The following is a 25839-nucleotide window of genomic DNA, read 5'->3' on the forward strand; positions in this document are numbered from 1 at the left end:
AAGCGGGTTTAGACGCCCGCGATCTCGGTGCTGTCGATCTTGACGCCCGGACCCATGGTCGAGCTGATTGCGACCTTCTTGACGTACTTGCCCTTGGCGCCCGTCGGCTTCGCCTTGACGATCGCGTCCATGAACGCGTCGAAGTTCGCCTTGAGGTCTTCCTGAGCGAAGCTCGCCTTGCCGATGCCGGCGTGGATGATGCCCGCCTTCTCGACGCGGAACTCCACCTGGCCCGACTTGGCGTCGGTGACGGCCTTGGTGACGTCCATCGTGACGGTTCCGAGCTTCGGGTTCGGCATCAGGCCCTTCGGACCCAGCACCTTACCGAGACGGCCAACGACGCCCATCATATCCGGGGTCGCGATAACGCGGTCGAAATCGATCTGGCCGCCCTGGATGGTTTCCATCAGGTCTTCGGCCCCGACGACGTCCGCACCCGCTTTCGTGGCTTCCTCCGCCTTCGCGCCCTTGGCGAAGACGGCGACGCGGACGGTCTTGCCCGTGCCCTTCGGCAGGTTGACTACGCCGCGAACCATCTGGTCCGCGTGGCGGGGATCGACGCCGAGGTTGAGTGCGACTTCGACGGTCTCGTCGAACTTCGAGGTTGCGTTCTGCTTCACCAGCGAGAGCGCATCGTCCACCGCGTAGAACTTCTCGCGGTCGACCGAGCCGGCCTGGGCCTTCTGCTTCTTCGTGAGCTTCGCCATCGGTTAGCCCTCCACAACCTGGAGGCCCATCGCGCGAGCGGAGCCTTCAATGATCTTCGTCGCCGCCTCGATGTCGTTGGCGTTGAGGTCCTTCATCTTGACCTCGGCGATCTCCGACAGCTTCGAGCGCTTGATCGTGCCCGCGCTGACCTTGCCCGGCTCCTTCGAGCCCGACTTGAGGTTCGCTGCCTTCTTCAGGAGGAAGCTCGCCGGCGGCGTCTTCGTCGCGAAGGAGAAGCTGCGGTCGGCGTAGACGGTGATGACCGTCGGAATCGGAGCGCCCTTTTCGAGATCCTGCGTGGCGGCGTTGAACGCCTTGCAGAATTCCATGATATTGACGCCGCGCTGACCCAGGGCCGGGCCGATCGGCGGCGACGGGTTCGCGGTGCCCGCAGGCACCTGCAGCTTGATGTAACCTGTGATTTTCTTCGCCATTTCACTCTCTCAATGGGGGCCGGCCGGAGAAACTCCTTTGGGCCCTCGTTTCAAGTTTAGCGGTCCAGACGATCGCCAGAGGCGATCTCCCGCAGGGATCCAGTTTGGGCTGGAAGCACGGGCACATAGCTGAAGCCCGCCGCAGAGGCAAATCCGGTTACGCCGGCTGCTCGGCAATCGGTCGTACTCTTTCTCCACGGCGTGCTTCAGCAGCGATCGCCAGTACCGAGAAGGCGGCTGCCAGCGGCACGGTGTTCGGCCAATCGCCGTCGAAAAACACGCGAACGAGAGGTACGGCGATGAGTACCCACAGAAGTGCCGCCTTGGGCCCCCTCATCCATGCGAGAGCCGCCGTCAGCAGCACCGCGTCGTAGGTGAAGAGGTAGGGAGACACGAGCAGCGACGCGGCGGCGGCCAGGGCGATCTTGCCGTCGGCGTCGTCGCGCCAGGCCATCCAAACGGCCGCGCCCGCACCGAATGCGACAGCGACATGCACGCCCCAGGCGGCGATTTCGCTGACACCAAGCCAGCGCGCCAAGGCGTAGAAGCTGGCGATTTCGTTCCAGTTCCAGGCCTTCTGACCGAGAAGGCCGCCATAGGTTGCCCCCATGGCGAAGAACCGCTGCCACGCCTCCGGGCCAAGCACGACAAGGGAAATGCCGCACAGCACCGCCGCCACTGCCGCAGCAGAGGGAATCGCGCGCCACAGTCGACCCGCGATGACTGCAACGGGTAGCATCACCGCCAGGTGCGGCTTGATGACCAGGAGACCGAGGATCGCTCCCGCGCGAACGGGATCTCGGCTAAGCTCCCGAAGTCCCGCAAACATGATCCCGGCGGTTAGGAAGCCATTTTGACCGATCATGCCGTTGAAGACGGCGGCGGGATTGGCAAGCGCCACGGTCTTCGGCGCGGGCGCAGTGGCCAGATAGAGCGCGCCCGTGAGTCCGACCCAGAGGACGAACGCAGCGCCATAGGGCAGCCAGCCGAGACAGCGAACGAGCAGCAAGTATGGCGGCGGATAAGCGAGCTCATCCGCCCGCCAGAACATCGTGAAATCGACGTTGAGCGGCCCGCCAAAGCTCTGCACGCAGGCGACACCCACGATGACCAGGCCGACGAAGGCCGCCACGACCCACAAGAGCTTCACGACGCAACTCTAGAATAAGGTGAGTTCCGCAACCAGCAGCGGTTGGCTCGACGGCTGTTTGGAGTCACACTCTCACTCAGCGGGACCATCCATGAGTGAGGTGTGGTGTTGGGGCGCCTCGTGGAAAAGTACGACCGGGTTCTCCTGACGCTGTGCTGCTGCGCCCTCTGGGCGTTGCAGATGCTGCGACCGCTTACGCCCGATGTCGCCTGGTACCTCGACGCGGGATCGCGCTGGTTCAACGGCCAGCGGCTGTACGTGGACATCCTCGAGCTCAACCCGCCGTTGATCTTCTACGACATGGCCCTGCTGACGGCCGGGACGTGGTCCAAGGGGCTGTACCTGGCGGGCGTGTGCGCGGCGATTTTCGTCAGTGCGATATTGTGCGAGCGCAGGTGGGCCGCATTCGCTGCGCTGACTCTGCCGGCACTGCTTCCGTTCGGCCAGCGCGATCATCTCGCGCTGATTGCGGTGCTTCCCTATTTGGCGTCGGACCGGCGAGGCTGGCCGATGGGCATCTGGCTGTTCGCCGGGACTGCGTTGAAGCCGCACTTCCTGCTGATGCCGCTGCTGGCAGCCTTATGGCGGCGACGGTGGGACGCCGCCCTTACGACGCTGCTCGTTCTGGTTGCGCTCTATGCAGTGCTGATCCCGCTGATCCACCCGGCCTTCCTGACCGACATCGTCCCGCTCGCCCGTTCGACGTATCACGGTCTGGGTGGCAGCTTCGGCTATTGGTACCAGCTCGGACTGATCCTGGCCGTGCTGGTCATGAACCGACGCTCGCCAATCGCAGGCGCCATTCTCGGCGCGCTGCTCGCGTACCTGCTTCAGGGGAAGTTCTGGTACTACCAGCTCGTCCCGGCCCTGGGCTTGGCGACCTATGGGGGGCTAGTCGCGAGGAGAATGCCAGGCGTGAACCGGGCCTGCGCCGCCGGCATTTCGATCCTCTCCGTCGCTTACCTTGCCGGCGCGCACCGCCCAATCGATCCCATCCCGGCAGGCGCGACCAGGGTGCTGTTCGCAACTCCCCACATCCCGATGGCCTATCCAGTGGTCTTCGAGCGTGGCGTCGAGAATACCAGCCCCTATCCCGCGCTTTGGCCCGTGCCCGGAGCGGCAACACGCCCGGACATCGTCGCGGAGGTCCGGCACAGGCAAGTCGACGCGATCCTGAAGCGCTGCCCGCAGTACATTTTCACGAACATGAAGGATGAGTTCGACTACTTCGCGTTCCTGTCCGCCGACCCTCGGCTCCATGGCTATCGCCGCGTTGGGAATGTCCACTCGTTCCGGGTTTATTTAAATCCGCGTTGTGCCTGAGCCGTTTCGATACGCGAATTATTATTCCTTAATTCGAAACTGATACCTGCTCTCTTCGGAGGGTGGGCATGCCGAGACTGTATGGATTAGATGCTCTGCGGGGCGTAGCTGCGCTCTCGGTGGCGATATACCACTTCGCCGTCCTCTTTGGCTGGAAGGATCCGCCTCTTCAGCCAACGCTTGCTGTTGACCTCTTCTTTGTCCTCTCGGGCTTCGTACTGACACGAACTTACGAGCAGCGGCTACATGCAGAGTTGACGGTCCCCGACTTCATAGTTCTCAGATACCGACGCCTGTTCGCTCCTATGGCGATTGGATCGACGCTAGGTCTCGTTTGGGCAAGTCTTGAATCTGGCCTGACTACCGATCTCGTCTTTGCCTATGCGCTCATCTTGGGGTTCATGCCGTCCTTATGGATGGGGAGTATCTTCCTGTTGAATTTGCCCGTTTGGTCCCTGTTCGGCGAAATCACGTCGAACGTGCTGCATGGAGTTCTCTTCGCGCGGCTATCGACGATCGGATTGTTCGGCCTGTGGTTCGGCATCACGGCGCAATACTGTACGAGCTTCCTCATGGCGCCCGTGCATTGGGGGCCCCACTTGGGCTTTATTCTTCCATTGATTGTGCGCGAGATCGGAAATTATTTGCTCGGCATCCTGATGTTCCGAATGTACGCCGAGAAGCCCCTCTTCAATCGGCCTTACCTTGCGATTGGGGCCTTCGTCGTTCTCCTCTATGTTGCTTGGCTCAGTCCGTTCCTAGAGATACTCTCGATGTTGGCCGCGGCGGCACTGATACGAGCAACGTTGTCGCTTGGTCCCGCTCGATGGTCGGTTTGGCTCGGAGCCATTTCTTATCCGCTTTACGCGACGCACTGGCCCATTGGCCTGCTCGCCAAGATGTACGGCTTTGATCCGTTCACGACCTTTGCCTTTGCATTGTTGGTTGCTGCCCTGATCACGGTCTATTTCGAGGGCACGTCGAAACGATCGACACGTCGTGTTCAGTCGCGAAAGGCGGACACGGCGGGCCAGCTGGCGTAATTTCTTCAGCGTGCGAAATGCGATCGGACAACCCGAGAGATCGCAATTTTCGTGAAGCTAGTTCACCCCTGCCACAACATTTTTCAGTGATTGCGACCCGATGAGGGCTAAGGTCGATGCAGCGTTATCGGTGGGTCCGCAAATGCACGTCTGTATCCTTTACGATTGCCTCTTTCCGTGGACCGTCGGAGGTGGGGAGAAGTGGTATCGGCAAATGGCGGAGGGGTATGCCGCAGCCGGACACCGGGTAACCTACTTGACCCTGCGGCAGTGGGACGACGATGATCCGCCGGTCATTCCCGGCGTCAGCGTCCTCGCAGTTGGCCCGAGACTGAAGCTCTACGCTGACGGAAAGCGGAGGATCCTCCCCCCTCTGATCTACGGGCTGGGCGTCTTCCGGCACCTGCTCTTCAACGGTCGCCGTTACGATCTGCTTCACGGTGCCTCGTTCCCGTTCTTCTCGGTCCTAGCGGCGGGAGTCCTTCGACCATTCTTCCGGTTCCGACTTGCGGTCGATTGGATCGAAGTGTGGACGGACGATTACTGGCGCACCTACCTCGGACCACTCGGCGGAATCGGGATTGCTGTTCAGAAGATGTGCGCACGCGTCCCGCAGATCGGCTTCAGCCTTAGCAGGCTTCATCTCGAGCGAGCTCGCGCTCTCGGCGTCACAGATATGACCTTGCTCGAAGGCACGTTCCTCGAAGGCGAGGAGCTTCTCAGGCAGCCCAGGGCCGGCCCGCCAGAGGTTCTGTACGCGGGCCGGATGATCCCCGAGAAACGCGTGTTGCTGCTCGTCGATGCGCTCGCCGACTTGATGCGAGACGACAAAGACCTTCGCGCAACCTTGATCGGGAAGGGGCCTGATGAGGCGGCGGTTGCTCGTCGGATCAGTGATCACGGATTGGAAGAGCGCATTGCCCAACTCGGCTTCGTCGACCTCGAAATCCTCCGCGCTGCGCAAAGCCACGCGGCCGTTCTGGTCCAGCCTTCGGAACGGGAAGGTTATGGGCTGGTGGTCGTTGAGTCAGCTTACCGCGGAGTGCCGGTCATCGTCGTCCCCGGGTCAGACAATGCGTCGGTCGAGTTAATTGAGCCGGGAGAGAACGGTTTCGTCGCGGCGGAGCCCACGCCTGGAGCTTTGGCTCGAGCGATCCGTGAGGCGCTGGACGGCCGCGATGATCTCCGGCGGAGGACTTCGGACTGGTACGATAAAAACCGGGCCAGACTGTCCTTCGCCCGCTCATTCGAGATCATATTGGCGAAGCTGAGGGACGCCGGACTAGGCAGGTCTGCGGGCGACGATTCGCAGAGCGCTCGGACGGCGGGTCAGCCGCTCGGCACCCCACTGGAAGGGTCGCAGGCTCGCGCCGAGGAAAAACAATCCCGCGTTCGGTCTGCAGCCGAATAAGGACGCGAAGGATAGGGCAAATGTCGGGCCGCAGATGTCCCGTTCCGAGATGACCTCAAGCCCGCCAGCCTCCACCAGTTTCCGCAGGCTTCGACGGCTGAAATGAACGCGGTGATAGGGGGCATACCAGTTGGCGCAGGATTTGCCGAACCAGGGCGTCCAGACGCAGTCCACATTCGGCACTTCGATAACGATTGTGCCGTTAGGTCGCAGATAGGCCTTTAGCTCCGACAGCAGCGCCTCAGGATTATCGCTATGCTCTAGGACGTGGAAGCAGGTCAGGAGATCAACCTTGCCCAGCAAGGCGGTTGAAGAACGGAAACTCATGTAGCTGGCCCGGCCGATTTCCGCTGGCGGATCCTCGAAGAAATCGAGACCGTAGACAGACGTGTCGGGATCGGCCGCTTCCGCGATCAGGGCCGGCAGCATTCCATTGCCTGTGCCATAATCGGCAACGGCTCGGACCTTGCCATCGACTTGCCTCAACAAGCTTTGAGCCAGGCGCCCGAACACGAATGCCTTGAGCGCCCTGACGGGTCCGCTGTCGCGCGCCAGATAGTCTTCGCTTTCTCGATTCTCATAGAGGACTGAGACATCCGCCATCGGCGGCCGGGTCACTCCGTGACCACAGAGGGAGCACTGCCAAATCTCTATTCTCGGTGCCAGCGGATGACCGGTGTCGAGCACGATCCTCGGCTTTGATCCGAAGTCGCAGGATGGATGGTCCGACGCTTCACTTAGGGCCGTGTGGACGGTCATCAGTCCGAGAACTTCAGGCCGAAACTGAAGCTTCGGTGAGTGAGAAAGTTTGCCGGGGCTACGAGCGCAGCCGAAAGAAAGACGGCGATTTGATAAGGCACGCCGAATCCAACCATGGCCCGGCTGATACCCATCGCGATGACGGTCGATATCGTCGTGACCAGATAGTATCGCTGGACCTCTCGGCGTTCAGATTGGCCATCGACCTTGAAGGACCAGGATCGGTTCGCCGCGAAGCCGACGAGGGTCACGCCGATGAAACACAGGGCGTACGATATCAGGTAATTGATGCGCAGGAACTCGGTCAGGGCGACGATGATGACCGTGTTCAAGAGCGCAGAGACGCACCCTACGACGGCAAACCGTACGAACTCGCCTGCTCGTTTGCCCAGCAGTGTGTCCGTGTTCACCGCGTTTGGTCTCCAGTTACTAGAATTCGTGCCAATCATTGACGTTGTCGAGCAGCAGCTTCAGCACGAATCCCGACAGCATCGTGACAACGCCGGCGACGCAGGCGGTAGTGATCGCAAAGACCAAATGCACTGACTGCTCCATCGGCCCACCGACGAACAACCACTTGAAGGCTAGGAGGGCATCCGCCCCGAAACCCGCAACAGTTAGCACGCCGCCAAAGCCCACTAGCCACTCCAGCGGACGACCGCGCTTCAGCCAGGGAACGACCCGCCCGCGCTGATTAGGATGATAGATCGCGATCGCCACCTTCGCGAGCATGCCCAGGAGGATTGCGGACAGGCCGATCAGCGTCGCCATCGACGACAAGGCGACGAAGTGGATGCCGAAATACTGGCCACCGACGGTCACCGGCCCACGCGACAATGCGGCTAGTCCGAAAACTCCGGCAACCAACAGGATGAGCCCGGGCAGCAGGTAGACCGTATCCGGCGCATGCGCGATGATCAGGCGCAGGTGCCGCCAACCATCGCGGAAGGAGCGGAGATGCGGGGGGCGGCCGCGCTTGTCGGGGTAGAGCTTGATCGGCACCTCGCGGATGTCGAGCCCCGCCCGGTGCGCGTTGATGACCATCTCCGAGGCGAACTCCATGCCCGGAGAGCGAGCACCCATCTGTTCGAAAGCTTCGCGCGTGAAGCCGCGCATGCCGCAGTGGAAGTCGCGGATCGGCGACCGGTGCAGCCAGCGGGCCAGCGCAGAAAGGACGGGGTTGCCAAGATAGCGGTGAAGCGGCGGCATGGCGCCGTCCTCGATGCCGCCGGCGAAACGGTTGCCCATGACTAGATCGGCGCCGTTCTCGAGCGTGTCGATGAATCCGTCGAGCTGGCTCCAGTCGTAGGAATCGTCGGCGTCCGCCATGATCAGATACTTGCCCTTGGCGGCACCCGCGGCGGCGCTGATCGCGGCTCCGTAACCCTTGATCGGCTGGTGGACGACGCGAGCGCCCAGGCTTTCGGCGATTTCCACCGACCTGTCGGTCGATCCGTTGTCGCCGACGACGACCTCACCCTTGATGCCGCGGCGCGCGAAGGCGTCGAGTGCTTTTTGGATGCAGATGCCGAGTGTGCGTTCTTCGTTGAGGCAGGGAATGATCGCGGAGACGAGAACCTCTTGGCGGGCCGCGGTCTTTGAACTGCTCTCAACCGCCCGGAGCCGTGCGCTGTTCGACCTGGTCCCCATAACTGCCTGCACGCCCCCGTCTGCGCTCGTTAGAAAGTCAGGCCAGACCTATGGCCGTGTCTTCCTATCTTTTTGGTAAATACCACGAAAACCTTTGCCGCCGTCATGGGATTACGCGGCAGTTCAGGCGCATCGCTTCCTCCCGCAGTGCCAATGCCTCCGGCGAAGGCGCCTTGGGCGCGACGGTATGGAAGAGGTGAGCGAGGGGAGCCATTTCGGCTCCGTCGAAGAAGGCGATCGACTTCGACTGGCAAAGCTCGGCCAGTGCTTCCGGCTTCACGAGCTTGGCGATCAGCCGCTTCGGCCGGTTCGACAGGTCGAAACTGTTGAACACGACGTCCTGCCCGAAGGGCGCGATTTGAGTGTCGACGATGACCACATCGGCGGGAATCGCCGCCAGCCTTTCACTGATCTGCGCAAACGGAGTCACGACTTTCGAGGCCATCCATGCGTGCAACGGAAGCAAGACGACTGCCAGAGCGGTCGTCACAAGGAGCGGCCGTTGCAGCGAAAGCCCGCGGCTCTCCATCCGATGGAAGCCATAGCAAGCGAGAAGAATCGCATTTCCGAGCACCGGATGGACGTAGCGATAGCCCCATCCGTGACCTTGCCATGGGAGAATGAGCGCAAGAACGATGATGGGCAGCAGGAAGCTCGCTGTCAGCGCCTTCACGATCGGTTCCGAACGCCAGCAGCTGATCGCTCCGAAGAAGGCGAGAGGCAGCAGGAGCAAATGCTGCCAGCAGATGAACCTAAGCAGGTTGGCCGAAGTGAGCCAAATGTTCGCGAAACCGACGCCTTTCACAGAATTGATAAGGCGTTCCGAAAAGCTCACGCCCGAAGCGCAATTCGCAGTTCCGCAGTCGATGAGCGTACGTGCGGTTGTCGCGTGTGATGCAACCCAAATTGGCCATGCCAGCCAGAAAAGTGCGATCACCGCGTAACCCACGATGTAATACGTTAGCAGGCTCCAACGCCGCTGTCCGATCAGGAGCAATAGAAAAGGCCCCACGAACATGGGGTGGAACAGTGGCTGATGAATTCCGACCGCAAAGAAACCTACGATCAAGGCCAGCGCATGCGTCTGCTTCCGATCGGCGAGGAAAAGAGCGAGCCAAAGCAGGTTCAGCCCCAAATGCATGCTCATCGAGAAGGCGGTCATCGATGTGATGACCGCTTGTGAGGACGTCCCGAGCAGCAGAAGCGCCAGGACGACGGTTCGATTGGATTCCGGCCACAGCCTCCGCGCCACGGACCATAGGCTCGCGGCAGCGAGTGCAGCCATGAGGGGCGACGCCAAGGAGACGATCCCAGCCTCTGAAAGCACCGCCCTGAAGGCCGAATGGACCGGTAGATACGCGGAAACCCAGAATTCCCGATCTCCAATCGGAAGCATGAACCGCCGGTTCAGCGCGTCGGCGACGGAGCGCCATTCTGCCGGGAAGGGCCATAAAGCGCGCCCGTGTGCGTAGATGCCCTGATCGAACACGGCCATCTGCTCGTCGCGGCTGAGGTCGTAGCCTTGGAAGACAAGGCTATGTCCGAACCAGCCGGCGAACAGGAAGACCAATATGGTCGCAACTAGCGCCACGCGCGTGCCGCGCGGTTCCGGGGGGGAGATCGACACGGCTCTCGGCCGCAGGAAAGCCGCGAGCAGGAAAACTGGGACCAGCGGAAGGTCCTGCGTAAGCGTGAGGTGCAGCGTCAGCCCATCGATCGCCCGCACCCGGGGAAGATAGGGCAGCCCGATTACAATGCCGGCGAGCCCGACGATGATCGCGAGCGTCAGCAGGCGCGCGGAATCGTATCGAGCGGATGCTTCGTTCGCGTCATCCACGGACGATAATGGAGGCGTCTTCGCTTTGAGCATCTGTCAGCTTATTTGCCGTAGGTCGGGATGGTTAAGGAAGCGCTTTCCGCACACGCGACGGTAAGTCAGTGAAATGGGTGGCTGTTGAGACCGGCTCAGACAGTGGCAGGTTCAACTGAATTCGGAGTTGAGGCTGGTAGCCGCACCTGGACCAAGAGTGCCCAGAGCAAGATTGGGGGGATCCACCAGGTCCCGAGATAAACAATGATTGGCGACAGGAAACCGGCGGCCAGTGCCGCGCGCTGAAATGTCCCGAGCGTTTCCCAATGGCTGTAGATCCCGAGGAGAAACCCCAGGCAGGCCACCGGCATGTCATAGTGAAGCGCGTAAGGGGAAATGAGCAGCGCCGCCGTCGCGGCAGTGAACGCATTTATCTGCCTCGAAAGGAGGTAGGCCGCCGCGACCGCGAACAGTGCCCAGCCCCACAAGCCATAACCGATCGCTGGGCCTACGCCCAGAACAAGCCATCGCTTGCGCACGCCAATCCTGTCTGCGTGCGCCGTGAGCGCATTCGCGAAGTCGACCCAGATGTGAAAACCAAAGGCAATCATGCTCGCAGCAATGAGCAATAACGCCAATGCTGCCGTCCGCCACACGTCGGCCCTGTTTTTCAGAGCGAAGACGCTCAGTAGACCCATATGCGGCTTGAACGTGAGGGCGGAGACTGCCGCCCATCGGCCTCGAAATGCACAGAGCCATAACCCCCCCACAACCAGGCTAGTCTGACCGAAGAAAAGGCAAAGCAGAGTTGCCGGCGAGCAAACAGCGAAGACGAGCGGAAAGCCTTTGGGCAGATAAGGCTTCGCGGCGCAGGCGAAGAAAGCGGTCCCAGCGACGTTGAACAGGATCAGTCCCAGCCCAAACGACGTGAGACTGAAGGGAATGAAGAGAAAAAGAGAATGGGGTGGGTAAGGGAAAGCTTGCGGCAACGTGTAGACAGGGCCGCCTTCGAGCGCGCCCCTGCTGGCGGCCCACAGCGACCAGAAGTCAGAGCTGGTACCTCCGGCCCAAAAGCGCATCAAGGTCAATATCACTGGTACGACCGCCGCGACGGCACACAGCCCTGCAATGAAGTTTTTCGCGCTAACTATACGAATGTTCGAACTGGATTTGCCCGCCACAGGTGATGGCTAGCAGCGAGGTTCGATTAGCGCAAAGTACCGACACCGAGCGTTTAGAATGCCGCTAAGTCGCGGCAAGTTGGTCGGAGAGCGGAAACTTCGCCAGCGGTGATCAACTTGAAAGCTGCCACTACGCGGCGAAGCTAAGCTGGAGTCACACACGGGCCGCGTGTCCGAGCGATCATGCGACCCGTGTGGAGAGGCGGCTCCGCTTGGAGAGCCGCGGAACTGTTACGAACAGGTGCTGCCGTTGCTGCTGATGCAGGTGCTGGCTTCGTTGAGGGCCGTCGAAATCGTGCCACCCAGGAAAATAGCCGCCAATGCAATCGCAGAACCGCGGCGCGAGGAAATTCCCTGTTAAATTCCCTGTTCTCAGGGAACGCCGACAGGCGGGCGAAACCGTACGGCTGTGCCCTGGGTTGTGCGAACTGGAGGCCGGATCTCCAACGCAGTCAAAAATAAGTGCGACACCAATCCAAGTTATTTCCCTAGCCCTGCGCTCTTTTAAGTCACGGGACATGACCTTGAGCAGCCCAGAGTTGCGCGCAGCCTATCGGCGCGGCGTCCGCGATGCATATGAAAGCGTTTTTCTGCACATGCGTCCGAGCCAGCTGCGCGCTTTCGAACAGTGGCTTATGGATCTCGACGCTTGGCACGCGGACGAACTCCCTCCTCCTCTTCCGCCGTCGGCTTGGCCAGACGCTTAGCGCCGGTGCTTCCACGAACGTTCAATCGAAGGTGACCGCCTACGTTGGGCGCGAAAAAGGGCCGCCGAAGCGACCCTTTTCTGAATTCCAAGCGGCGGCGCTTACTTGACGCGCTCGACCTGCTCGAACTCCAGCTCGACCGGCGTCGCACGGCCGAAGATGGAGACGCTGACCTTCACGCGGCCGCGGTCGAAGTCGAGCTCCTCGACGACGCCGTTGAAGCTGGCGAACGGACCGTCCAGCACCTTCACGCTGTCGCCGATCTCGTAGTCGACACTGACCTTCTGCTTCGGCGCGGCCGCGGCGGCTTCTTCCTTTGTCGAGAGAATGCGCGCGGCTTCAGTCTCGCTGATCGGCTGCGGCTTGCCGCCCGGGCCGAGGAAGCCCGTGACCTTCGGCGTGTTCTTCACGAGGTGATAGACCTGATCGTTCATCGCCAACTTGGCGAGGACGTAGCCCGGAAAGAACTTGCGGTCTGACGTGACCTTCTTGCCGCGGCGGATCTCGGTGACCTTCTCGGTCGGAACCTCGACGGCCTCGACCTGGGTTTCGAGGCCCAGGCGCGTCGCTTCGGAAAGGATCGCGTCCTTCACCTTGTTCTCGAAGCCCGAATAAGCGTGGATGATGTACCAGCGGGACATGTGCGTTGCGTTTCCCTGTTAGCCGAGGAGGCTGAGCAACCAGCGGACGATCGCGCTGAAGAACGAATCGACGCCGAAAAAGAAGATTGCGAGGACCATGGTCATGATCAGAACCATGATCGCGGTGCGGACGGTCTCGCTCCAAGTCGGCCAAACGACCTTGTTGGTCTCGTTTCTGACCTGACGGATGAATTCGCCGGGGGAGGTCTTCGCCACTGCTCTTGCTCGCTTGCGGATAGAAAAAGGCTCCGCGGACACCCTCTGAACAGAGGCGGCCGGCGGAGCTGGATGCGACTTAGCGATAAGGCGCCGAGTCTTCAAGGCTGGCAGGGGCAGAGGGACTCGAACCCACGACCCTCGGTTTTGGAGACCGATGCTCTACCAACTGAGCTATACCCCTAGGCCGTGGCGCGACTTATGCGGCGAACCGCTGCCGCGCAAGGGCCGTTCAGTCGATGATGCGGCGGAGCGTCCGGACCATGAAGGCGGTCGACCAGCCGATCAGGACGAATCCTATCAGCGCCTCGAGCGCTCCGACGAGCCGCCATTCCGTGGAGAACTTGTCGGGTGCCGTCCCGAGCGTCGCGTAGCAGGACGCCGAATAATAGAGCGCCGCCTCCAGCGACCTCATTGCGCCTACGAAATGATAGAAGAGCGCGAAGAGCAGGATCTCCAGGAAATGCAGCACGAAGAGCAGGACGCCATACGTGCCCATCAGCACGGCGGCGCGCAGGCCGAACTCGTTGGGGATGGACTTGTCGTCGTCGAGGTGAAGGGCTCGCGAAATGCCGACCAGGCCGCCGCTGTGCACGACGATCATCATGATCACGAACCCGGCTGCGACCGCGAGCTGGACACCCAGGTCCGCTACTTCGATTTCCGGGTTCAGTATCGCCTCCCTCGCCTAGCTCCGGTCAACGCCGCTTCGATAACTTAGGTTGCTGAATTAGCGGGGCACTCGATCGCCGCTGATCAGTTTTCCAGCCCAAATCAATAGGATCGAACAAGTGAACGTCGAAGCTCCACGGGACTTGAAGCCCGGCCCACCGGCCGAAGGTGACGGAATTGGCGCGGCCCTGCGCGAAGCGGTGAACGAGCGCTTCGACAGGATACCGGCTGAATGGGGCGCGCTCCTGCATCGGCTGGAGCGGCCGCGACGCGCAGCCTAGGCCGCGATGTCGTAGGGCTGGATCTCGCCCGAGAGATAGAGATTGCGCGCCTTCGTCCGCGACAGCTTGCCCGAGCTGGTGCGGGGCAGGGACCGCGGCGGCACGAGTTCGACCACCGGAGTAATGCCGGTGATCGCGCGCACGCGCTCCTTGATGTCGTCGCGCAGGCGGCCGCGCTCCTTCGGATCGGACACGCGGCAGTGAACGAGCACGGCCGGGGTCTCTTCGCCCGAAGGACCGGTGATCGCGAAGGCCGCGATGTCGCCGGACTTGAAGCCGGGCAATTGTTCGACCGCCCACTCAATGTCCTGCGGCCAATGATTGCGGCCGTTGATGATGATCATGTCCTTGGCGCGGCCAACGATGAAGATGTAGCCGCCCGACATGTAGCCCATGTCGCCGGTGTCCAGCCAACCGTCCTTGAGGCAGGCCTCGGTCGCTTCCGGATCGCGGTAATAGCTGTGCATCACCGACGTTCCGCGCACGAACACGCGGCCGATGCCGCGATCGGGCAGCTGCGCGCCGTCCTCGCCACGGATCTCGATTTCCATGCCGGTGACGGGCTTTCCGCAGTTCACGATCGCTCGGTAGCGGCGGGGACGGCCCTCGGCGCTTGCTGAGCCGCCGTTGAGGACGGTTTCCTCGACCAGCTCCAGCCGAATGCCTTCGCCGGGCGGCATAAGCGATACCGCGAGGGTCGCTTCGGCAAGGCCGTAGCTCGGGCAGAAAGCGGAAGCCTCGAAGCCGGCGTCTGCAAAGGCGTCGACGAAGGCCTGCATGACGTCCGGGCGGATCATGTCCGCGCCATTGCCGGCAATCCGCCAGCGCGAAAGGTCGAAGCGGTCCTCGGCGCGCGTCTGCGACGACATGCGGCGGGCGCAAATGTCATAGCCGAAGGTCGGCGAGTAGCTGACGCTCGTGCCCGGGTTGCGCGTGATCATGTCGAGCCACGCGAGCGGACGGCGGGCGAAATCCTCGGTCTTCATATAGTCGACCGACATCTGCAGCGACATCGGCGACAACATGCAGCCGACCAGGCCCATGTCATGGTACCAGGGCAGCCACGAGATGCAGCGGTCGCCCGCTTCGACCTTCAGGCCGACGCCATGCGCATGCAGATTCGAAAGAAGCTGGCGGTGGGTGACGGCGACACCGTGCGGGAAGCGCGTCGAGCCGCTGGAATATTGAAGATAGGCGACATCATCGGCGTCCGGAGCCGGCAGTTCTGCCGTTCCTCCTGCCATTTCGGCCAAGGCCGTCCAGTCGCGCGCCGTGATGCCGCGCTCGTTCGCGGCCTCTTCGGCATACGTAAGGAGCTCGGGCGGGCACAGGAACAACGACGGATCGCTGCTGCTCAGCATTACGCGGAGCTGGTCGACATAGGCCTCACGGCCGCCGAAGCTGGTCGGAAGCGGCAGCGGCACCGGCCAGAGACCGGCATAGACCGCGCCGAAGAAGCAGGCGGCGAACTCGGCGCCAGTTTCGGCGATCATGGCGACCCGTTCGCCCGGCTTCATGCCAAGGGCGATCAGGCGCTGCGCGTGGGCGAGGGCATCCTCGCGCAGCTCTGCGAACGGATAAGCGCGCGTAAGCTGGCCCCGCGCGTCGTGGAAATTCATGCCGCGGCGTCCGCGCGCGGCATAATCGAGCGCCTCTCCCAAGGTCGCAAAATCGGCGGTGCGCCGACGAAGCGAATCCAAAGTCGGCGTAGCGCCGGCGGGAGCGAGGTCGGCTACGATCGTAGTGTTGCGGTCGAGCAAGCTCTCACCCTGGTCTGTTCTGCCCGCCAGAACGGCGCGGCTCATTGGGCCCTCAAAGCGAGCCGGCGCTTGTAGTGGTTACCGAGTGTGGCACAATTTTGACGTATGACCCCTCGGAATACCGGAAAACCCCGACTTCCCCTGAATGGGGAACGCCTCAACGAACTCGCTCTGACCTATGTCGCGAAGTTCGCAACGACCCGCGCGAAGCTTGCGTCCTACCTGAACCGGAAGGTCCGGGAACGCGGCTGGGATGGTGCCGACGAGCCCCCGATCGAGCGGATGGTCGCGCGATTCGCGGAGACGGGATTGGTCGACGACGCTTCGTACGCACTGTCCAAGTCGCGGTCGCTGAGCGAGCGCGGATATGGGACGGGACGCGTCCGCCAAGCGCTTCGGGCGGCCGGTATCGAGGATGAGGATGCCGCGGGCGCGAAGGAGCTTGCCGAGGAGTCCGCAGCCGATGCGGCCCTGCGATTTGCCCGGAGGCGCCGCATCGGGCCTTTTGCGGATTCAATGCCCGAGCGGAAAGAGCGAGAAAAGGCTTTGGCCGCCATGGTCCGCGCTGGGCACGGTTTCGAGCTTTCGCGGGCGGTGGTGGACTGCGAACCAGGAGTACCGCCCGATCTTGACGACCTCCGTACGAAAGTCCGTTAAGTCGGTTTCCCGACAATCATACACATGTTAGTGAAGCGCTGTGCAGCGTAAGCAAACCGTAACGGCCCCGGAACCAAGCCCTCAGCCTCAACCTGTAGAGGAGCCTGTGGCGCATCTCGAGGAAGTAACCGAAGTCGTCGCTGTGGATAGCGGCGATCATCATGACCTTGCCGATGACGGCGACATGGAGCCTGTCGTTGGACGGGTGAAGTGGTTCGACGCGACGCGAGGATTTGGCTTCATCGTCAGCGAGGCCATCGAAGGCGACATCCTCGTGCATTTCAGCGTGCTGAGAGAGCATGGCCGCCGCAGCCTTCCCGAAGGTGCGCTCGTCGAGTGCATCCCCATGCGGCTGGACCGCGGACTTCAGGCGAAGAAGATCCTGTCGATCGACACCGGTCCCGCGGTCGTTCCGCCGCCCCGCCAGACGCGCTCGACGTCGCGAGACGTTGACCGTAAGGCATTGTCCGAGGATGCAGGCGAGTTCGAGGCGGTCGAGGTCAAATGGTTCAATCGCGTAAAGGGTTATGGCTTCGTCAATCGCGTCGGCGATTCGACGGGGCAGGACGTGTTCGTCCACATGGAGACAGTGCGCACGTCGCAGCTGGGGGATCTTCAGCCCGGACAGCACCTGGAGGCGAGGATCGCCGAGGGTCGCAAGGGGCTAACCGCCGTCGAGCTTCGCTCCGGTTCGTCCGGCAACTGATCGCCATCACCGCCATTGCGGCGACGTCCGCTTGCGGCACGGCCGCCACCACCAAGGATTCGCCGGTGGAGCAATCTCCTTCGGGCCTGCAGCAGGTGCCGCTGACCATCCAGTCGGCCACCGGTACCCACAAGTTCACGGTCGAAGTCGCCAGTTCGCAGGAGGAACAGGCGCAGGGCCTGATGAACCGGCAATCGCTCGCGCCGGACCGCGGCATGATCTTCCCTTATGACCCGCCGCAGCAGGTCGCGTTCTGGATGAAGAACACGCTGATCCCGCTCGACATGGTCTTCATCGGTGCGGACGGGAAGATCGGCCGAATCGCCGCGAATACGACGCCGATGTCGTTGGATCCGGTTCCCTCCGTCGATCCCGTCTCCGCCGTGCTCGAGATTGCCGGCGGGCGAGCAGCAGAACTCGGCCTCAAGGAAGGCGACAAGGTCAGCTGGCAGCACTGACGCGAGACTTGCGCCCCGCCGATCAACGGGGCAGGAGGCGCGGCGATGGGATTTCTGGCGCGAACCTTTACCTGGTGGAACGGTGCGACGTGGGGCACGGGTCTGTGGACCCGGCGTCATGGCGAGAAGGTCGGCACCGACGATGCCGGCAACGTCTATTATCGCGGCAAGAAGAACCTCGCCTCGCGCTGGGTCATCTACAACGGCCCGAACGACGGCAGCCGCGTTCCGCCCGAGTGGCAGGCTTGGCTGAAGGGCACGATCGACGACCTGCCCGATGAGTCGCTGCCGCCCAGGCGGAAGTTCGAGAAGAAGCCCGAAGTGAACCTGACCGGCACCATGGCCGCATTCCGGCCAGACGGATCGCTTTCGAAAGGCTCCATCCGTCCCGCGGCGACCGGCGACTATCAGCCCTGGACGCCAGAATAGAAGTGCGTCGCGCGGTCCTTGGTGTGAGCGCCGCGATGGCGCTGGTTCTTCTCGCCGGTTGCGGGCGCAACGATCAGGCGAACGAGCAGGCGAACCGGACGAAGCTGGCGGGTGCGAACCGCGGCCCGGGAAGCCAGGCCGGCGTGACGCCGATGGCCGACCGCGTCGCCGTCATCGGGCTTCTCAACAAGCGCAACGGGATCGTCCGCGACCTCACTTTGAAGCCGGGACAGTCCGTTCGGGTGAACGACGTCATCGTTCGCCTACGCGCCTGCGAAGCGACGGCTCCGTGGGAGTCGGAGAAGCTTACGGGCGCCTTCTTGCAGGTCGACGTCCAGCGGCCTGACGAAAGCTGGCACCGCGTCTTCTCCGGCTGGGTCTACAAGGAATCCCCGTCGCTCAACGTCGTCGAGAACGCCGTCTACGACGTCTGGCCCAAGAGCTGCGCGATGACATACCCGGATGCTCCGGGGGCTCCCGCCGCGCCGGTCGCTTCGAGCAATCGGTCGAGTGCGAGGAAATCCGGCGAAGCGCCGCGCGCGGCGCCTTCGTCTGGAAGCAACGATGCTGCACCCGAAGCTCCTGCCGCGCCCGCTCCGGACTCGCCGCCGCCGAGCGCCGCCGCAAGCAACGATACGTAGGTTCGCCGCGGCACGTTCACCGCGCCCAGCGAAGCGAGGTGGGTGGTCATGAACTGGCAGTCGAGAAGCGTGAAGCCGCCTACTTTCATGCGCGCCACGAGCCAGGCTAGCGCCACCTTCGATGCATCGGTTTCTCGGCTGAACATGCTTTCGCCGAAAAAAGCGCGGCCGAGCTTCACGCCGTAGAGGCCGCCGACCAGCGCGCCGTCGTTCCACACTTCTATTGAATGGGCATGTCCGGTCGCGTGCAACGTCATCATCGCATGTTCGATGTCGGCGTTGATCCACGTCTCCTCGCGATCGGCGCACGCCGTGATCACGGCGGCGAAGTCACGGTCATGGCTGACCTCGAATTGGCCGGACCGGATGGTGCGCCGAAGAGTGCGCGACACGTGAAACTTGTCCAGCGGGATGATCGCGCGGGTGCGGGGCTCGACCCAGAACAGTTCGGACGCTTCCCGGCTGTCGGCCATCGGGAAGATACCCGCGGCATAGCCTTGAAGAAGGAGGCGCGGATCGAGCCGACTCATGGGCCGAATATGGGCCTGAGTCAGCGGCTTGTCAGCGCCCGCGGAGCGTTAAAGGATGTCGCGAACCAAGTCTTGCGGGCGACAGAGGCGGACACCGTTATCGGTCACGACCAGGGGCCGTTCGATGAGGTTCGGATGCTCGATCATCGCGTCGAGGATCTCGTCGTCGGAAACGTCGGGCCGCGTCAAACCGAGCTCGGCAGCGATCGGTTCTTTTGCGCGTAGACCGTCGCGCGGGCTGATGCCTGCGCGCTCATATAGATTTTTCAGTTGGTCCCTGCTCGGCGGCGTCTTCAAATATTCGATGACGTTCGGCTCGAAACCATTTTCATGAATGATTTCAAGGGTCTTGCGCGATGTTCCGCAGAGAGGATTGTGATAGATCGTTACGTTCATGTCACGGAAAGTTTGTAGTTCTTACCCCGCTCTTCGCAACCGGCCGCCAGCTAAAATGGTTCTTTCTCGCGCCGGAACATTGTCGCGTTGCCGGAACGATACGCCGTAAACGTCGTTTCTTGGCCCGTGACATGCGCCGTCGCCGGGGGGAGATGGGTCGGGGACATGGTCCGGATTAGAAGACTAACAATCGGGAGAAAATCGATGAAAAAATCACTTCTGGCAGTCGTATTGGCTAGCTCGGTATCGCTCGCCGCTTGCGCGACGGACAGCCAGACGGCTGGTGACATCGCACAGGGCGCAGCGGTCGGCGCTGCCGGCGGCGCCGCCGTCGGTGCGGTCGTTCCTGGCGTGAACGTGATCGAGGGTGCCGCTGTCGGTGCCGCAATCGGCGGTCTCGCCGGCGCTGTCTGGGCCGACCAGAACAACGACGGCTACGTCGATGGCTATGTGTCGAACGGCCAGTACTATGCGGGCACTCCGCAGGGTTATGACCCGACGCTTCGCCGTGTCGCGACCGGCGCCCTTGGCGGCGCTGCTCTCGGCGCTGCGGCCGGTGCGGTCATCGGCGGCATCAGCCCCATTGAAGGCGCAGTGATCGGCGCTGCCGTCGGCGGTCTCGCCGGCGCGATCTGGGCCGATCGCGACAACGACGGTCGTGTGGATGGCTATGTCCAGAACGGCCAGTACTACCAGGGTGCACCGGCTGCAGGCCCGGCCCCGGCTCCGACCTACTCGGCGCCGGCTCGCTCGGGTGAGCGCGGCTAACCGCCTGGAGTACTCGTTGAACAGTAAGCGTAATGTGCGCACCGGCCCTTCGGGGTCGGTGCGTATTCTTTGTGCGGTCCTGTTGGCCGGCGCGGCTCTCGCTGTGCCGGTCACACCCGCATCCGCCGCCGCGACGGCGGCGCGCCCGGGGAGTGGGCAGGGCATCGAGGACTTCTACGCGGCCTGGTCAGGACGGCCCCTGTGGTTTTCACAGCCTGGGCGGCAGGTCGACCGGCTCCTTCAGATTCTTTCCAGTGCCCAGGTCGATGGTCTCGACCCCGGCAAATATCGCGTCGGGGCACTCCAGCGTGCGGTTCAGGCCGCCGCATCGGGCAGCAAGCGCGCGACGCGCCGCGCCGACGTGATGCTCAGTCAGGCGCTCGTCGATTATGTGCGGGACATCCGCCATCCGGGCGACCTCGGCATCATCTATGTCGACGCCAATCTGCGGCCCGGACCGCCGAGTCCAAGAGCGATCCTCGATGCAGCTGCGCGTGCGCCTTCGCTCGAGCGCTATGTCGCCGAAATGGGTTGGATGCATCCGATCTACGGCCAGTTGCGCCACGCGCTGACGAGTGATCAGCTGACGCCGCAGCAGCGCGACCTCGCAATGCTCAATCTGGAGCGGGCGCGCGAGCTTCCAGCGGGCAACGGCCGGCACATCGTCGTGAACGCGGCCGCCCAGCGGCTCTTCATGTACCAGGACGGGCAGGTCGTGGATTCCATGCGCGTCGTCGTCGGCAAGCAGAAATATCCCACCCCGATGATGACCGCCTATGTTCGCTTCGCGAACCTCAATCCTTATTGGTACGTGCCGCCTGATCTCGCGGCGGAGCGTATCGCGCCGAACGTCATCAAGCAGGGACAGAAGTATCTCGACCGTCAGGGCTACGAGGTCGTGTCCGACTTCGTCGAAAATCCCACGATCCTCGATCCCGGCACGGTGGACTGGAAGGGTGTTGCCGACGGCAAGGTCAACGTCCTGATCCGGCAGAAGCCGGGGCCCCATAATTCCATGGGCCGCATCAAGTTCATGTTCCCCAACACGCAGGGCGTCTACCTGCACGACAATCCCGAGCGCGAATTGTTTGAGCAGGCGGCTCGCCTGTACAGCGGCGGCTGCGTCCGGCTCGAAGCGGCCTGGCGGCTCAGCCACTGGCTGTTCGGCCGCGACCTGACGTGGGAAGGCGCTGGCGTCGAAGAGGAAGTGCCGCTGACCACGCCGGTGCCGGTCTACATCACGTACCTGACCGCAGTCCCCGACGGAGCGAACATCGCCTTCTTCGACGACGTGTACGGGCGGGATTCGGCGCGCATGGCGCAGCTGAAGACGGGTGCCGCGGTCGCCGCCGCGAAATAGCTACAGCGTCCAGTTGGCCACGTAATTGAGCCGGTACGGTATCGGACGGCCCTCGTCGTCGCGCGCCGGCTCGAAGCGAAGCCGCCTCGAAACCAGCGGGCACAGGCCCGCGTCCACGTAGGGGTCGCCGCTGGAGCGCGCGACGCTGCAGCCGACGGGCACTCCGTCGGCATCGAGCTGAAGGGAGAGCATCGCTCGGCCCGCCGGCATCCGGCCCGCAGCAAGATCGCGATAGTCGCGTCGAGTGAGGTTGTGGACGAGACGTGCGGGCGTGAACCCGCTGAAGTCGCCTGTGCCACCACCGCCGCGCCCGTTACCGGCACCGCCCGCACCCGTCCCGGTGCCCTCGGCCGCGGCTCCGGAGCTCGAGGCGCTGCCCGTTCCGGCAACCGGCGCGGCAACTATCGGCGGTTGAACGGGAAGCGGGATTTTGGGCTTCGGAGCCACCACCGGTGTCGGGTTCGCCTTCTTTGCGGGAGCGCCGGCTTCCTCCTTGGCCTTCTCCGATCGCGCAGGCGGTGGAGGAGGTGGCAGCGGGGGAGGCAGCACCACGTCCTTGATGTCGAAGGTCTGGAGGCGGTCCACGGCATGCTGGACGAAGCGGACGTTGAGGCCGCTGATCACGATGGCTCCAAGTGCAAGGTGCACGAGGATGACGCCGGCCAAGGCCTTCGCCCGATCGCTCCGTTCGGTGCCGCCGTAGGTGGCCATCGCACTCTCCGCCGAAGCAACGCGCACAATGGCTGAAAGTTTACGGCCACGCGCTTGCAGTCGCAGCCCACTAGTCCCATTCGCGGGCCCGAAAGTCGATTCCCGCCGAGTATCGTTAGCGTGGTCCAAGCCATGGGAGGTCGCGATGATCGACAGGCGCGGATTTGCGAAAATCCTTGTTGCAGGAGCCGCCTCGGCGGGCGTCCTGCCTCATTCCGTTCGAGCGGCGAGCGCGCCGAAGATCAAGAATGTCGTTATGGTCCACGGCCTGTTCGCCGACGGGTCATGCTGGTCCGAGGTGATCGCCCGGCTTCAGCCGCACGGCCTGAACGTGACGTCCGTCCAGAATCCGCTGACCACGCTGCCAGAGGCCGTCGCGGCCGCCACGCGCGTGCTCGACCGGCAGGATGGTCCGACGGTGCTCGTGGGCCATTCGTTCGGCGGGATGATCGTGACCGAGGCCGGGGTGCATCCGAAGGTCCGCGCGCTCGTCTACGTCGCTGCCCGCGCGCCCGACGCGGGGGAGGATTATCCTGCGCTGGCGGCCAAATATCCGGCGCCGCCCGCGTCTGCCGGGATCGTCTTCGATGGCGACGAGGGCAGGCTCACCGAAGAAGCGTTCCTTCGTGACTTCGCGGGAGACGTTCCGCCGGCCAAGGCGAAGGTGCTCTACGCGGTACAGGAGCCGTTCCATAAGGCCCTTCTGACGGGCAAGACGGCGAATGCCGCGTGGCGATCGAAGCCCAGCTTCTACGCCGTCTCGACGGAGGACCGGACGATCAATCCGGACCTTGAGCGCTTCATGGCCAAGCGCATGGGGGCAAAGACCATCGAGCTGAAGTCGAGCCATCTGTCGCTGATTTCCCATCCCGACGAGATTGCGCGATTGATCCTGAACGCGGCGAGCTAGCTGAGGACCCCGATGAACCCATTTCCCGAGGACATTTTCACCGAACCGGCTGACGTCGACCCGGACACGCTGGCGAACCTGGGTCCGCTGACGCGGCTGGCGGGAACTTGGCGGTCGGCGAAGGGCGCCGACGTGAATCCGAAGGCGGATGGACCGGAGCATCGGCAATATATCGAGACGATCACGTTCGAGCCGATCGATCCTCAGGCGAACGGCCCGCAACTGTTCTACGGCCTGCGCTACCACGTCCACATCAACACGCCGGAGGAGGAGATCACCTTCCACGACCAGGTCGGCTACTGGCTGTGGGAGCCGGCGACGGGCCTTGTGTTGCAGACGCTGGCGATCCCGCGGGGGCAGACCGCGCTGGCGGCAGGGCACGCCAAGCCGGGGGACGATCGCCTGGTCCTGACCGCGGAGCGCGGGCAGACCGAGTACGGCATCTGCTCCACGGCTTTCCTGGAGTACGCCTTCCGCACCGACCGCTACCAAATCGAACTGACGTTCAATCCCGACGGCACGATCAGCTATGTGACGGAGACGACGCTCGTGGTTCGCGGACAGCCGGAGCCGTTCAACCACAACGACCGCAACACGCTGACGAAGATCGCGGAGCCGAGGCCCAACCCGCTAATGGCTATTCAGCAGCTTCGCGTTGACGTTCCAGCCATTCCTCAAGCCACTTGATGGTGTAGTCGCCGGCGAGGAATTCCTCGTCGCGAACCAGCGCTTGGTGGAGCGGGATGGTGGTCTTCATCCCCTCGACCACGAACTCTTCCAGCGCGCGGCGCAGGCGCATGATGCAGCGCTCGCGGGTCGTCCCGTAGACGATCAGCTTGCCGATCATGCTGTCGTAGTAGGGCGGAACCTTATAGCCCGTGTAGAGGCCGCTATCGACGCGCACGTGCATGCCGCCGGGCGCGACATAATTCTTCACTAGGCCCGGCGAGGGAGCGAAGGTCATCGGGTCCTCGGCGTTGATGCGGCACTCGATAGCATGGCCGTGGAGCTTGATCTGCTCCTGCGTGCAGGAGAGGCCTTCGCCCTGCGCGACGCGGATCTGCTCGCGGACGAGGTCCATGCCGGTGATCATCTCGGTCACGGGATGTTCGACTTGCAGACGGGTGTTCATCTCGATGAAGTAGAACTCGCCGTCCTCGTAGAGGAACTCGATCGTGCCCGCGCCGCGGTAGCCCATGGAGGCCATGGCGCTGGCGACCAGCGTGCCCATCGCGAACCGCTGCTGCGGCGAGATGATGGGTGAGGGGGCTTCCTCCAGGACCTTCTGGTGGCGGCGCTGTAACGAGCAGTCGCGCTCGCCAAGATGGACGGCGTGGCCGTTGCCGTCGCCGAAGACCTGGAATTCGATGTGGCGCGGGTTGGAGAGATACTTCTCCATGTAGACCGTGTCGTCGCCGAAGGCGGAGCGTGCTTCCGATGCAGCCTGGCTCATGAGGCTCTCGAGCTGCTCTTCGGAATGGACGACCTTCATGCCCCGGCCGCCGCCGCCCGAGGCGGCCTTGATCAGGACGGGATAGCCGATCGCTTCCGCGAGCTTGTGTGCTTCCGCGACGCTTTCGAGCGGGCCGTCGGAGCCCGGAACGAGCGGCAGGCCAAGACCGGCGGCGGAACGCTTCGCCTCGATCTTGTCGCCCATCACCCGGATGTGCTCGGGCTTCGGACCGACCCAGATGATTCCGTGGCTCTCGACGATCTCTGCGAACTTGGCGTTCTCGGAGAGGAAGCCGTAGCCCGGGTGGATCGCGTCGGCGTGCACGATCTCGGCCGCCGAGATTATGTTCGGAATGTTCAGATAGGATTCGGTCGCCGGCGGCGGGCCGATGCAGACCGTCTCGTCCGCCAGCCGCACATGCATGGCGTCGGCGTCGGCCGTCGAGTGCACCGCAACGGTCTTGATGCCCATCTCATGGCATGCGCGATGAATTCGCAGCGCAATCTCGCCGCGATTTGCGATCAGTAGCTTTTGGATGGCCATTGTTTAGCCCAGCACCACCAAAGGCTGGTCGAACTCCACAGGCTGGCCGTCGCTCACCATCAGCTGCTTGATGACGCCGCCCTTGGCCGCGGTGATCGGGTTCATCACCTTCATCGCCTCGATGATGCAGAGCGTGTCGCCGACCTTCACCGACTGGCCGACGGTGATGAACGGCTTCGCGCCCGGCTCGGGCGAGAGATAGCAGGTGCCGACCATCGGCGACTTCACGGCCTCGCCGCTGATTTCCTCTGGTGCCTGGCCGACGTCTTCCTTGGCGTGCATCGGCGGCGCGCTGAGCGCTGGAGCGGCTGAAGCGGCGGGCGGCGCGTAGGACGCCGCAGCGGCAACGAAGGGTGCCAGGTCCCGGCGAACCTTGATCTTGCGATCGCCGTCCTCGACCTCGATTTCGGTGAGCTCGTTGGCGCTCAGAAGCTCAGCCAACTCGCGCACGAGCGCGGTGTCGATACGCATGGAGCCAGGCTTGTTGGCGGCCTTGTCTACGCCACCCTTGCCGGTTTCGGCCATTTCCAT

At 63.1% G+C, this 25839-nt stretch carries 28 protein-coding genes, 1 tRNA gene and 2 pseudogenes; 13 read left to right on the plus strand and 18 right to left on the minus strand.

Features of this window, described 5'->3' with window-relative positions; translation table 11 throughout:
* Window positions 1–8: 8 nt before the first annotated feature.
* The 3 genes from rplA to LZ016_RS01470 form a co-directional block, all read right to left on the minus strand.
* On the minus strand, window positions 9–707 hold the full coding sequence (gene rplA, locus LZ016_RS01460; RefSeq protein ID WP_241445357.1) for a 50S ribosomal protein L1: 699 nt from the start codon (window positions 705–707) through the stop codon (window positions 9–11).
* 3 nt (window positions 708–710) lie between these two features.
* Complete coding sequence (gene rplK / locus LZ016_RS01465) at window positions 711–1142, minus strand: 50S ribosomal protein L11 (RefSeq protein WP_241445360.1); 432 nt, start codon at window positions 1140–1142, stop codon at window positions 711–713.
* Between the two features lie 157 nt (window positions 1143–1299).
* A complete protein-coding gene (locus LZ016_RS01470) occupies window positions 1300–2292 on the minus strand; it encodes a glycosyltransferase family 87 protein (RefSeq protein WP_241445361.1) in 993 nt (330 codons plus the stop codon).
* A 120-nt stretch (window positions 2293–2412) separates the two neighbouring features.
* Here LZ016_RS01470 and LZ016_RS01475 point away from each other — a divergent pair, with 120 nt between their 5' ends.
* From LZ016_RS01475 to LZ016_RS01485, 3 genes are all read left to right on the plus strand, one after another.
* The gene (locus LZ016_RS01475; RefSeq protein ID WP_241445362.1) at window positions 2413–3615 is read left to right on the plus strand and encodes a hypothetical protein; all 1203 of its coding nucleotides are present in this window, start codon (window positions 2413–2415) and stop codon (window positions 3613–3615) included.
* A 68-nt stretch (window positions 3616–3683) separates the two neighbouring features.
* Entirely contained in the window at window positions 3684–4658 is a 975-nt protein-coding gene (locus tag LZ016_RS01480) for an acyltransferase family protein (RefSeq protein WP_241445363.1), read from the plus strand.
* A gap of 142 nt (window positions 4659–4800) precedes the next feature.
* The gene (locus LZ016_RS01485; protein WP_241445364.1) at window positions 4801–6069 is read left to right on the plus strand and encodes a glycosyltransferase family 4 protein; all 1269 of its coding nucleotides are present in this window, start codon (window positions 4801–4803) and stop codon (window positions 6067–6069) included.
* A gap of 57 nt (window positions 6070–6126) precedes the next feature.
* Here the strand turns inward: LZ016_RS01485 and LZ016_RS01490 are convergent.
* The 9 genes and pseudogenes from LZ016_RS01490 to LZ016_RS01530 form a co-directional block, all read right to left on the minus strand.
* A pseudogene (locus LZ016_RS01490) lies at window positions 6127–6828 on the minus strand (class I SAM-dependent methyltransferase); the annotation flags it as partial.
* On the minus strand, window positions 6828–7238 hold the full coding sequence (locus LZ016_RS01495) for a GtrA family protein (protein ID WP_241445365.1): 411 nt from the start codon (window positions 7236–7238) through the stop codon (window positions 6828–6830). The pseudogene LZ016_RS01490 and the gene LZ016_RS01495, both read right to left, overlap by 1 nt.
* Window positions 7239–7257: 19 nt before the next feature.
* Window positions 7258–8478 (minus strand): glycosyltransferase family 2 protein, encoded by a 1221-nt coding sequence (locus LZ016_RS01500; RefSeq protein WP_241445366.1) that lies wholly within the window; start codon window positions 8476–8478, stop codon window positions 7258–7260.
* Window positions 8479–8581: 103 nt separating this feature from the next.
* Window positions 8582–10348, minus strand: coding sequence for a hypothetical protein (locus LZ016_RS01505; RefSeq protein ID WP_241445368.1), 1767 nt, complete (start codon window positions 10346–10348; stop codon window positions 8582–8584).
* Window positions 10349–10443: 95 nt separating this feature from the next.
* On the minus strand, window positions 10444–11469 hold the full coding sequence (locus LZ016_RS01510) for a glycosyltransferase 87 family protein (RefSeq protein WP_241445370.1): 1026 nt from the start codon (window positions 11467–11469) through the stop codon (window positions 10444–10446).
* 808 nt (window positions 11470–12277) lie between these two features.
* Window positions 12278–12817, minus strand: a complete 540-nt coding sequence (gene nusG / locus LZ016_RS01515) for a transcription termination/antitermination protein NusG (protein WP_241445372.1) — start codon at window positions 12815–12817, stop codon at window positions 12278–12280.
* Window positions 12818–12835: 18 nt separating this feature from the next.
* Window positions 12836–13033, minus strand: coding sequence for a preprotein translocase subunit SecE (secE, locus tag LZ016_RS01520; protein ID WP_241445374.1), 198 nt, complete (start codon window positions 13031–13033; stop codon window positions 12836–12838).
* A 108-nt stretch (window positions 13034–13141) separates the two neighbouring features.
* Window positions 13142–13217: transfer RNA gene (locus LZ016_RS01525), tRNA-Trp, on the minus strand.
* Between the two features lie 48 nt (window positions 13218–13265).
* Complete coding sequence (locus LZ016_RS01530) at window positions 13266–13640, minus strand: ion channel (protein WP_241447420.1); 375 nt, start codon at window positions 13638–13640, stop codon at window positions 13266–13268.
* A gap of 184 nt (window positions 13641–13824) precedes the next feature.
* Here LZ016_RS01530 and LZ016_RS01535 point away from each other — a divergent pair, with 184 nt between their 5' ends.
* Window positions 13825–13986, plus strand: coding sequence for a hypothetical protein (locus LZ016_RS01535; RefSeq protein WP_241445376.1), 162 nt, complete (start codon window positions 13825–13827; stop codon window positions 13984–13986).
* On the opposite strand, the gene LZ016_RS01540 is transcribed toward LZ016_RS01535, so the two are convergent.
* The gene (locus LZ016_RS01540) at window positions 13983–15791 is read right to left on the minus strand and encodes a fatty acyl-AMP ligase (protein WP_241445378.1); all 1809 of its coding nucleotides are present in this window, start codon (window positions 15789–15791) and stop codon (window positions 13983–13985) included. The genes LZ016_RS01535 and LZ016_RS01540 overlap by 4 nt on opposite strands.
* Window positions 15792–15851: 60 nt before the next feature.
* On the opposite strand from LZ016_RS01540, the gene LZ016_RS01545 reads away from it, so the two are divergent.
* The 5 genes and pseudogenes from LZ016_RS01545 to LZ016_RS15620 form a co-directional block, all read left to right on the plus strand.
* On the plus strand, window positions 15852–16403 hold the full coding sequence (locus LZ016_RS01545) for a regulatory protein RecX (protein WP_241445379.1): 552 nt from the start codon (window positions 15852–15854) through the stop codon (window positions 16401–16403).
* A 106-nt stretch (window positions 16404–16509) separates the two neighbouring features.
* Entirely contained in the window at window positions 16510–17109 is a 600-nt protein-coding gene (locus LZ016_RS01550) for a cold-shock protein (protein WP_241445380.1), read from the plus strand.
* Between the two features lie 65 nt (window positions 17110–17174).
* Complete coding sequence (locus LZ016_RS01555) at window positions 17175–17567, plus strand: DUF192 domain-containing protein (RefSeq protein WP_241445381.1); 393 nt, start codon at window positions 17175–17177, stop codon at window positions 17565–17567.
* Window positions 17568–17612: 45 nt separating this feature from the next.
* The gene (locus LZ016_RS01560; RefSeq protein WP_241445382.1) at window positions 17613–17996 is read left to right on the plus strand and encodes an NADH:ubiquinone oxidoreductase subunit NDUFA12; all 384 of its coding nucleotides are present in this window, start codon (window positions 17613–17615) and stop codon (window positions 17994–17996) included.
* 152 nt (window positions 17997–18148) lie between these two features.
* Window positions 18149–18382: pseudogene (locus LZ016_RS15620) on the plus strand (DUF2155 domain-containing protein); the annotation flags it as partial.
* A 35-nt stretch (window positions 18383–18417) separates the two neighbouring features.
* Here the strand turns inward: LZ016_RS15620 and aat are convergent.
* Window positions 18418–19167, minus strand: coding sequence for a leucyl/phenylalanyl-tRNA--protein transferase (gene aat / locus LZ016_RS01570; RefSeq protein WP_241445383.1), 750 nt, complete (start codon window positions 19165–19167; stop codon window positions 18418–18420).
* A 48-nt stretch (window positions 19168–19215) separates the two neighbouring features.
* On the minus strand, window positions 19216–19563 hold the full coding sequence (gene arsC, locus LZ016_RS01575) for an arsenate reductase (glutaredoxin) (protein ID WP_241445384.1): 348 nt from the start codon (window positions 19561–19563) through the stop codon (window positions 19216–19218).
* Window positions 19564–19767: 204 nt separating this feature from the next.
* Here arsC and LZ016_RS15450 point away from each other — a divergent pair, with 204 nt between their 5' ends.
* Complete coding sequence (locus LZ016_RS15450) at window positions 19768–20331, plus strand: YMGG-like glycine zipper-containing protein (protein ID WP_277622488.1); 564 nt, start codon at window positions 19768–19770, stop codon at window positions 20329–20331.
* A gap of 16 nt (window positions 20332–20347) precedes the next feature.
* Window positions 20348–21691 (plus strand): L,D-transpeptidase family protein, encoded by a 1344-nt coding sequence (locus LZ016_RS01585; protein WP_241445386.1) that lies wholly within the window; start codon window positions 20348–20350, stop codon window positions 21689–21691.
* Here LZ016_RS01585 and LZ016_RS01590 read toward each other — a convergent pair whose 3' ends face one another.
* Entirely contained in the window at window positions 21692–22402 is a 711-nt protein-coding gene (locus LZ016_RS01590) for an energy transducer TonB family protein (protein ID WP_241445387.1), read from the minus strand.
* Window positions 22403–22547: 145 nt separating this feature from the next.
* Here LZ016_RS01590 and LZ016_RS01595 point away from each other — a divergent pair, with 145 nt between their 5' ends.
* Together LZ016_RS01595 and LZ016_RS01600 are read left to right on the plus strand one after the other, a co-directional pair.
* Window positions 22548–23312: an alpha/beta fold hydrolase gene (locus tag LZ016_RS01595; RefSeq protein ID WP_241445388.1), complete on the plus strand. Its 765-nt coding sequence runs from the start codon at window positions 22548–22550 to the stop codon at window positions 23310–23312.
* Between the two features lie 12 nt (window positions 23313–23324).
* Entirely contained in the window at window positions 23325–23999 is a 675-nt protein-coding gene (locus tag LZ016_RS01600) for an FABP family protein (RefSeq protein WP_241445389.1), read from the plus strand.
* Here the strand turns inward: LZ016_RS01600 and accC are convergent.
* Together accC and accB are read right to left on the minus strand one after the other, a co-directional pair.
* Window positions 23950–25308 carry an acetyl-CoA carboxylase biotin carboxylase subunit gene (accC, locus tag LZ016_RS01605; RefSeq protein ID WP_241445390.1) on the minus strand — a complete coding sequence of 453 codons (1359 nt, stop codon included), beginning with the start codon at window positions 25306–25308 and terminating at the stop codon, window positions 23950–23952. The genes LZ016_RS01600 and accC overlap by 50 nt on opposite strands.
* 3 nt (window positions 25309–25311) lie before the next feature.
* Window positions 25312–25833, minus strand: coding sequence for an acetyl-CoA carboxylase biotin carboxyl carrier protein (accB, locus tag LZ016_RS01610; protein ID WP_241445392.1), 522 nt, complete (start codon window positions 25831–25833; stop codon window positions 25312–25314).
* Window positions 25834–25839: the final 6 nt, after the last annotated feature.

Origin of the sequence: Sphingomonas telluris, from assembly GCF_022568775.1 — a bacterium.
GTDB classification, from domain to species: Bacteria; Pseudomonadota; Alphaproteobacteria; order Sphingomonadales; family Sphingomonadaceae; genus Sphingomicrobium; species Sphingomicrobium telluris.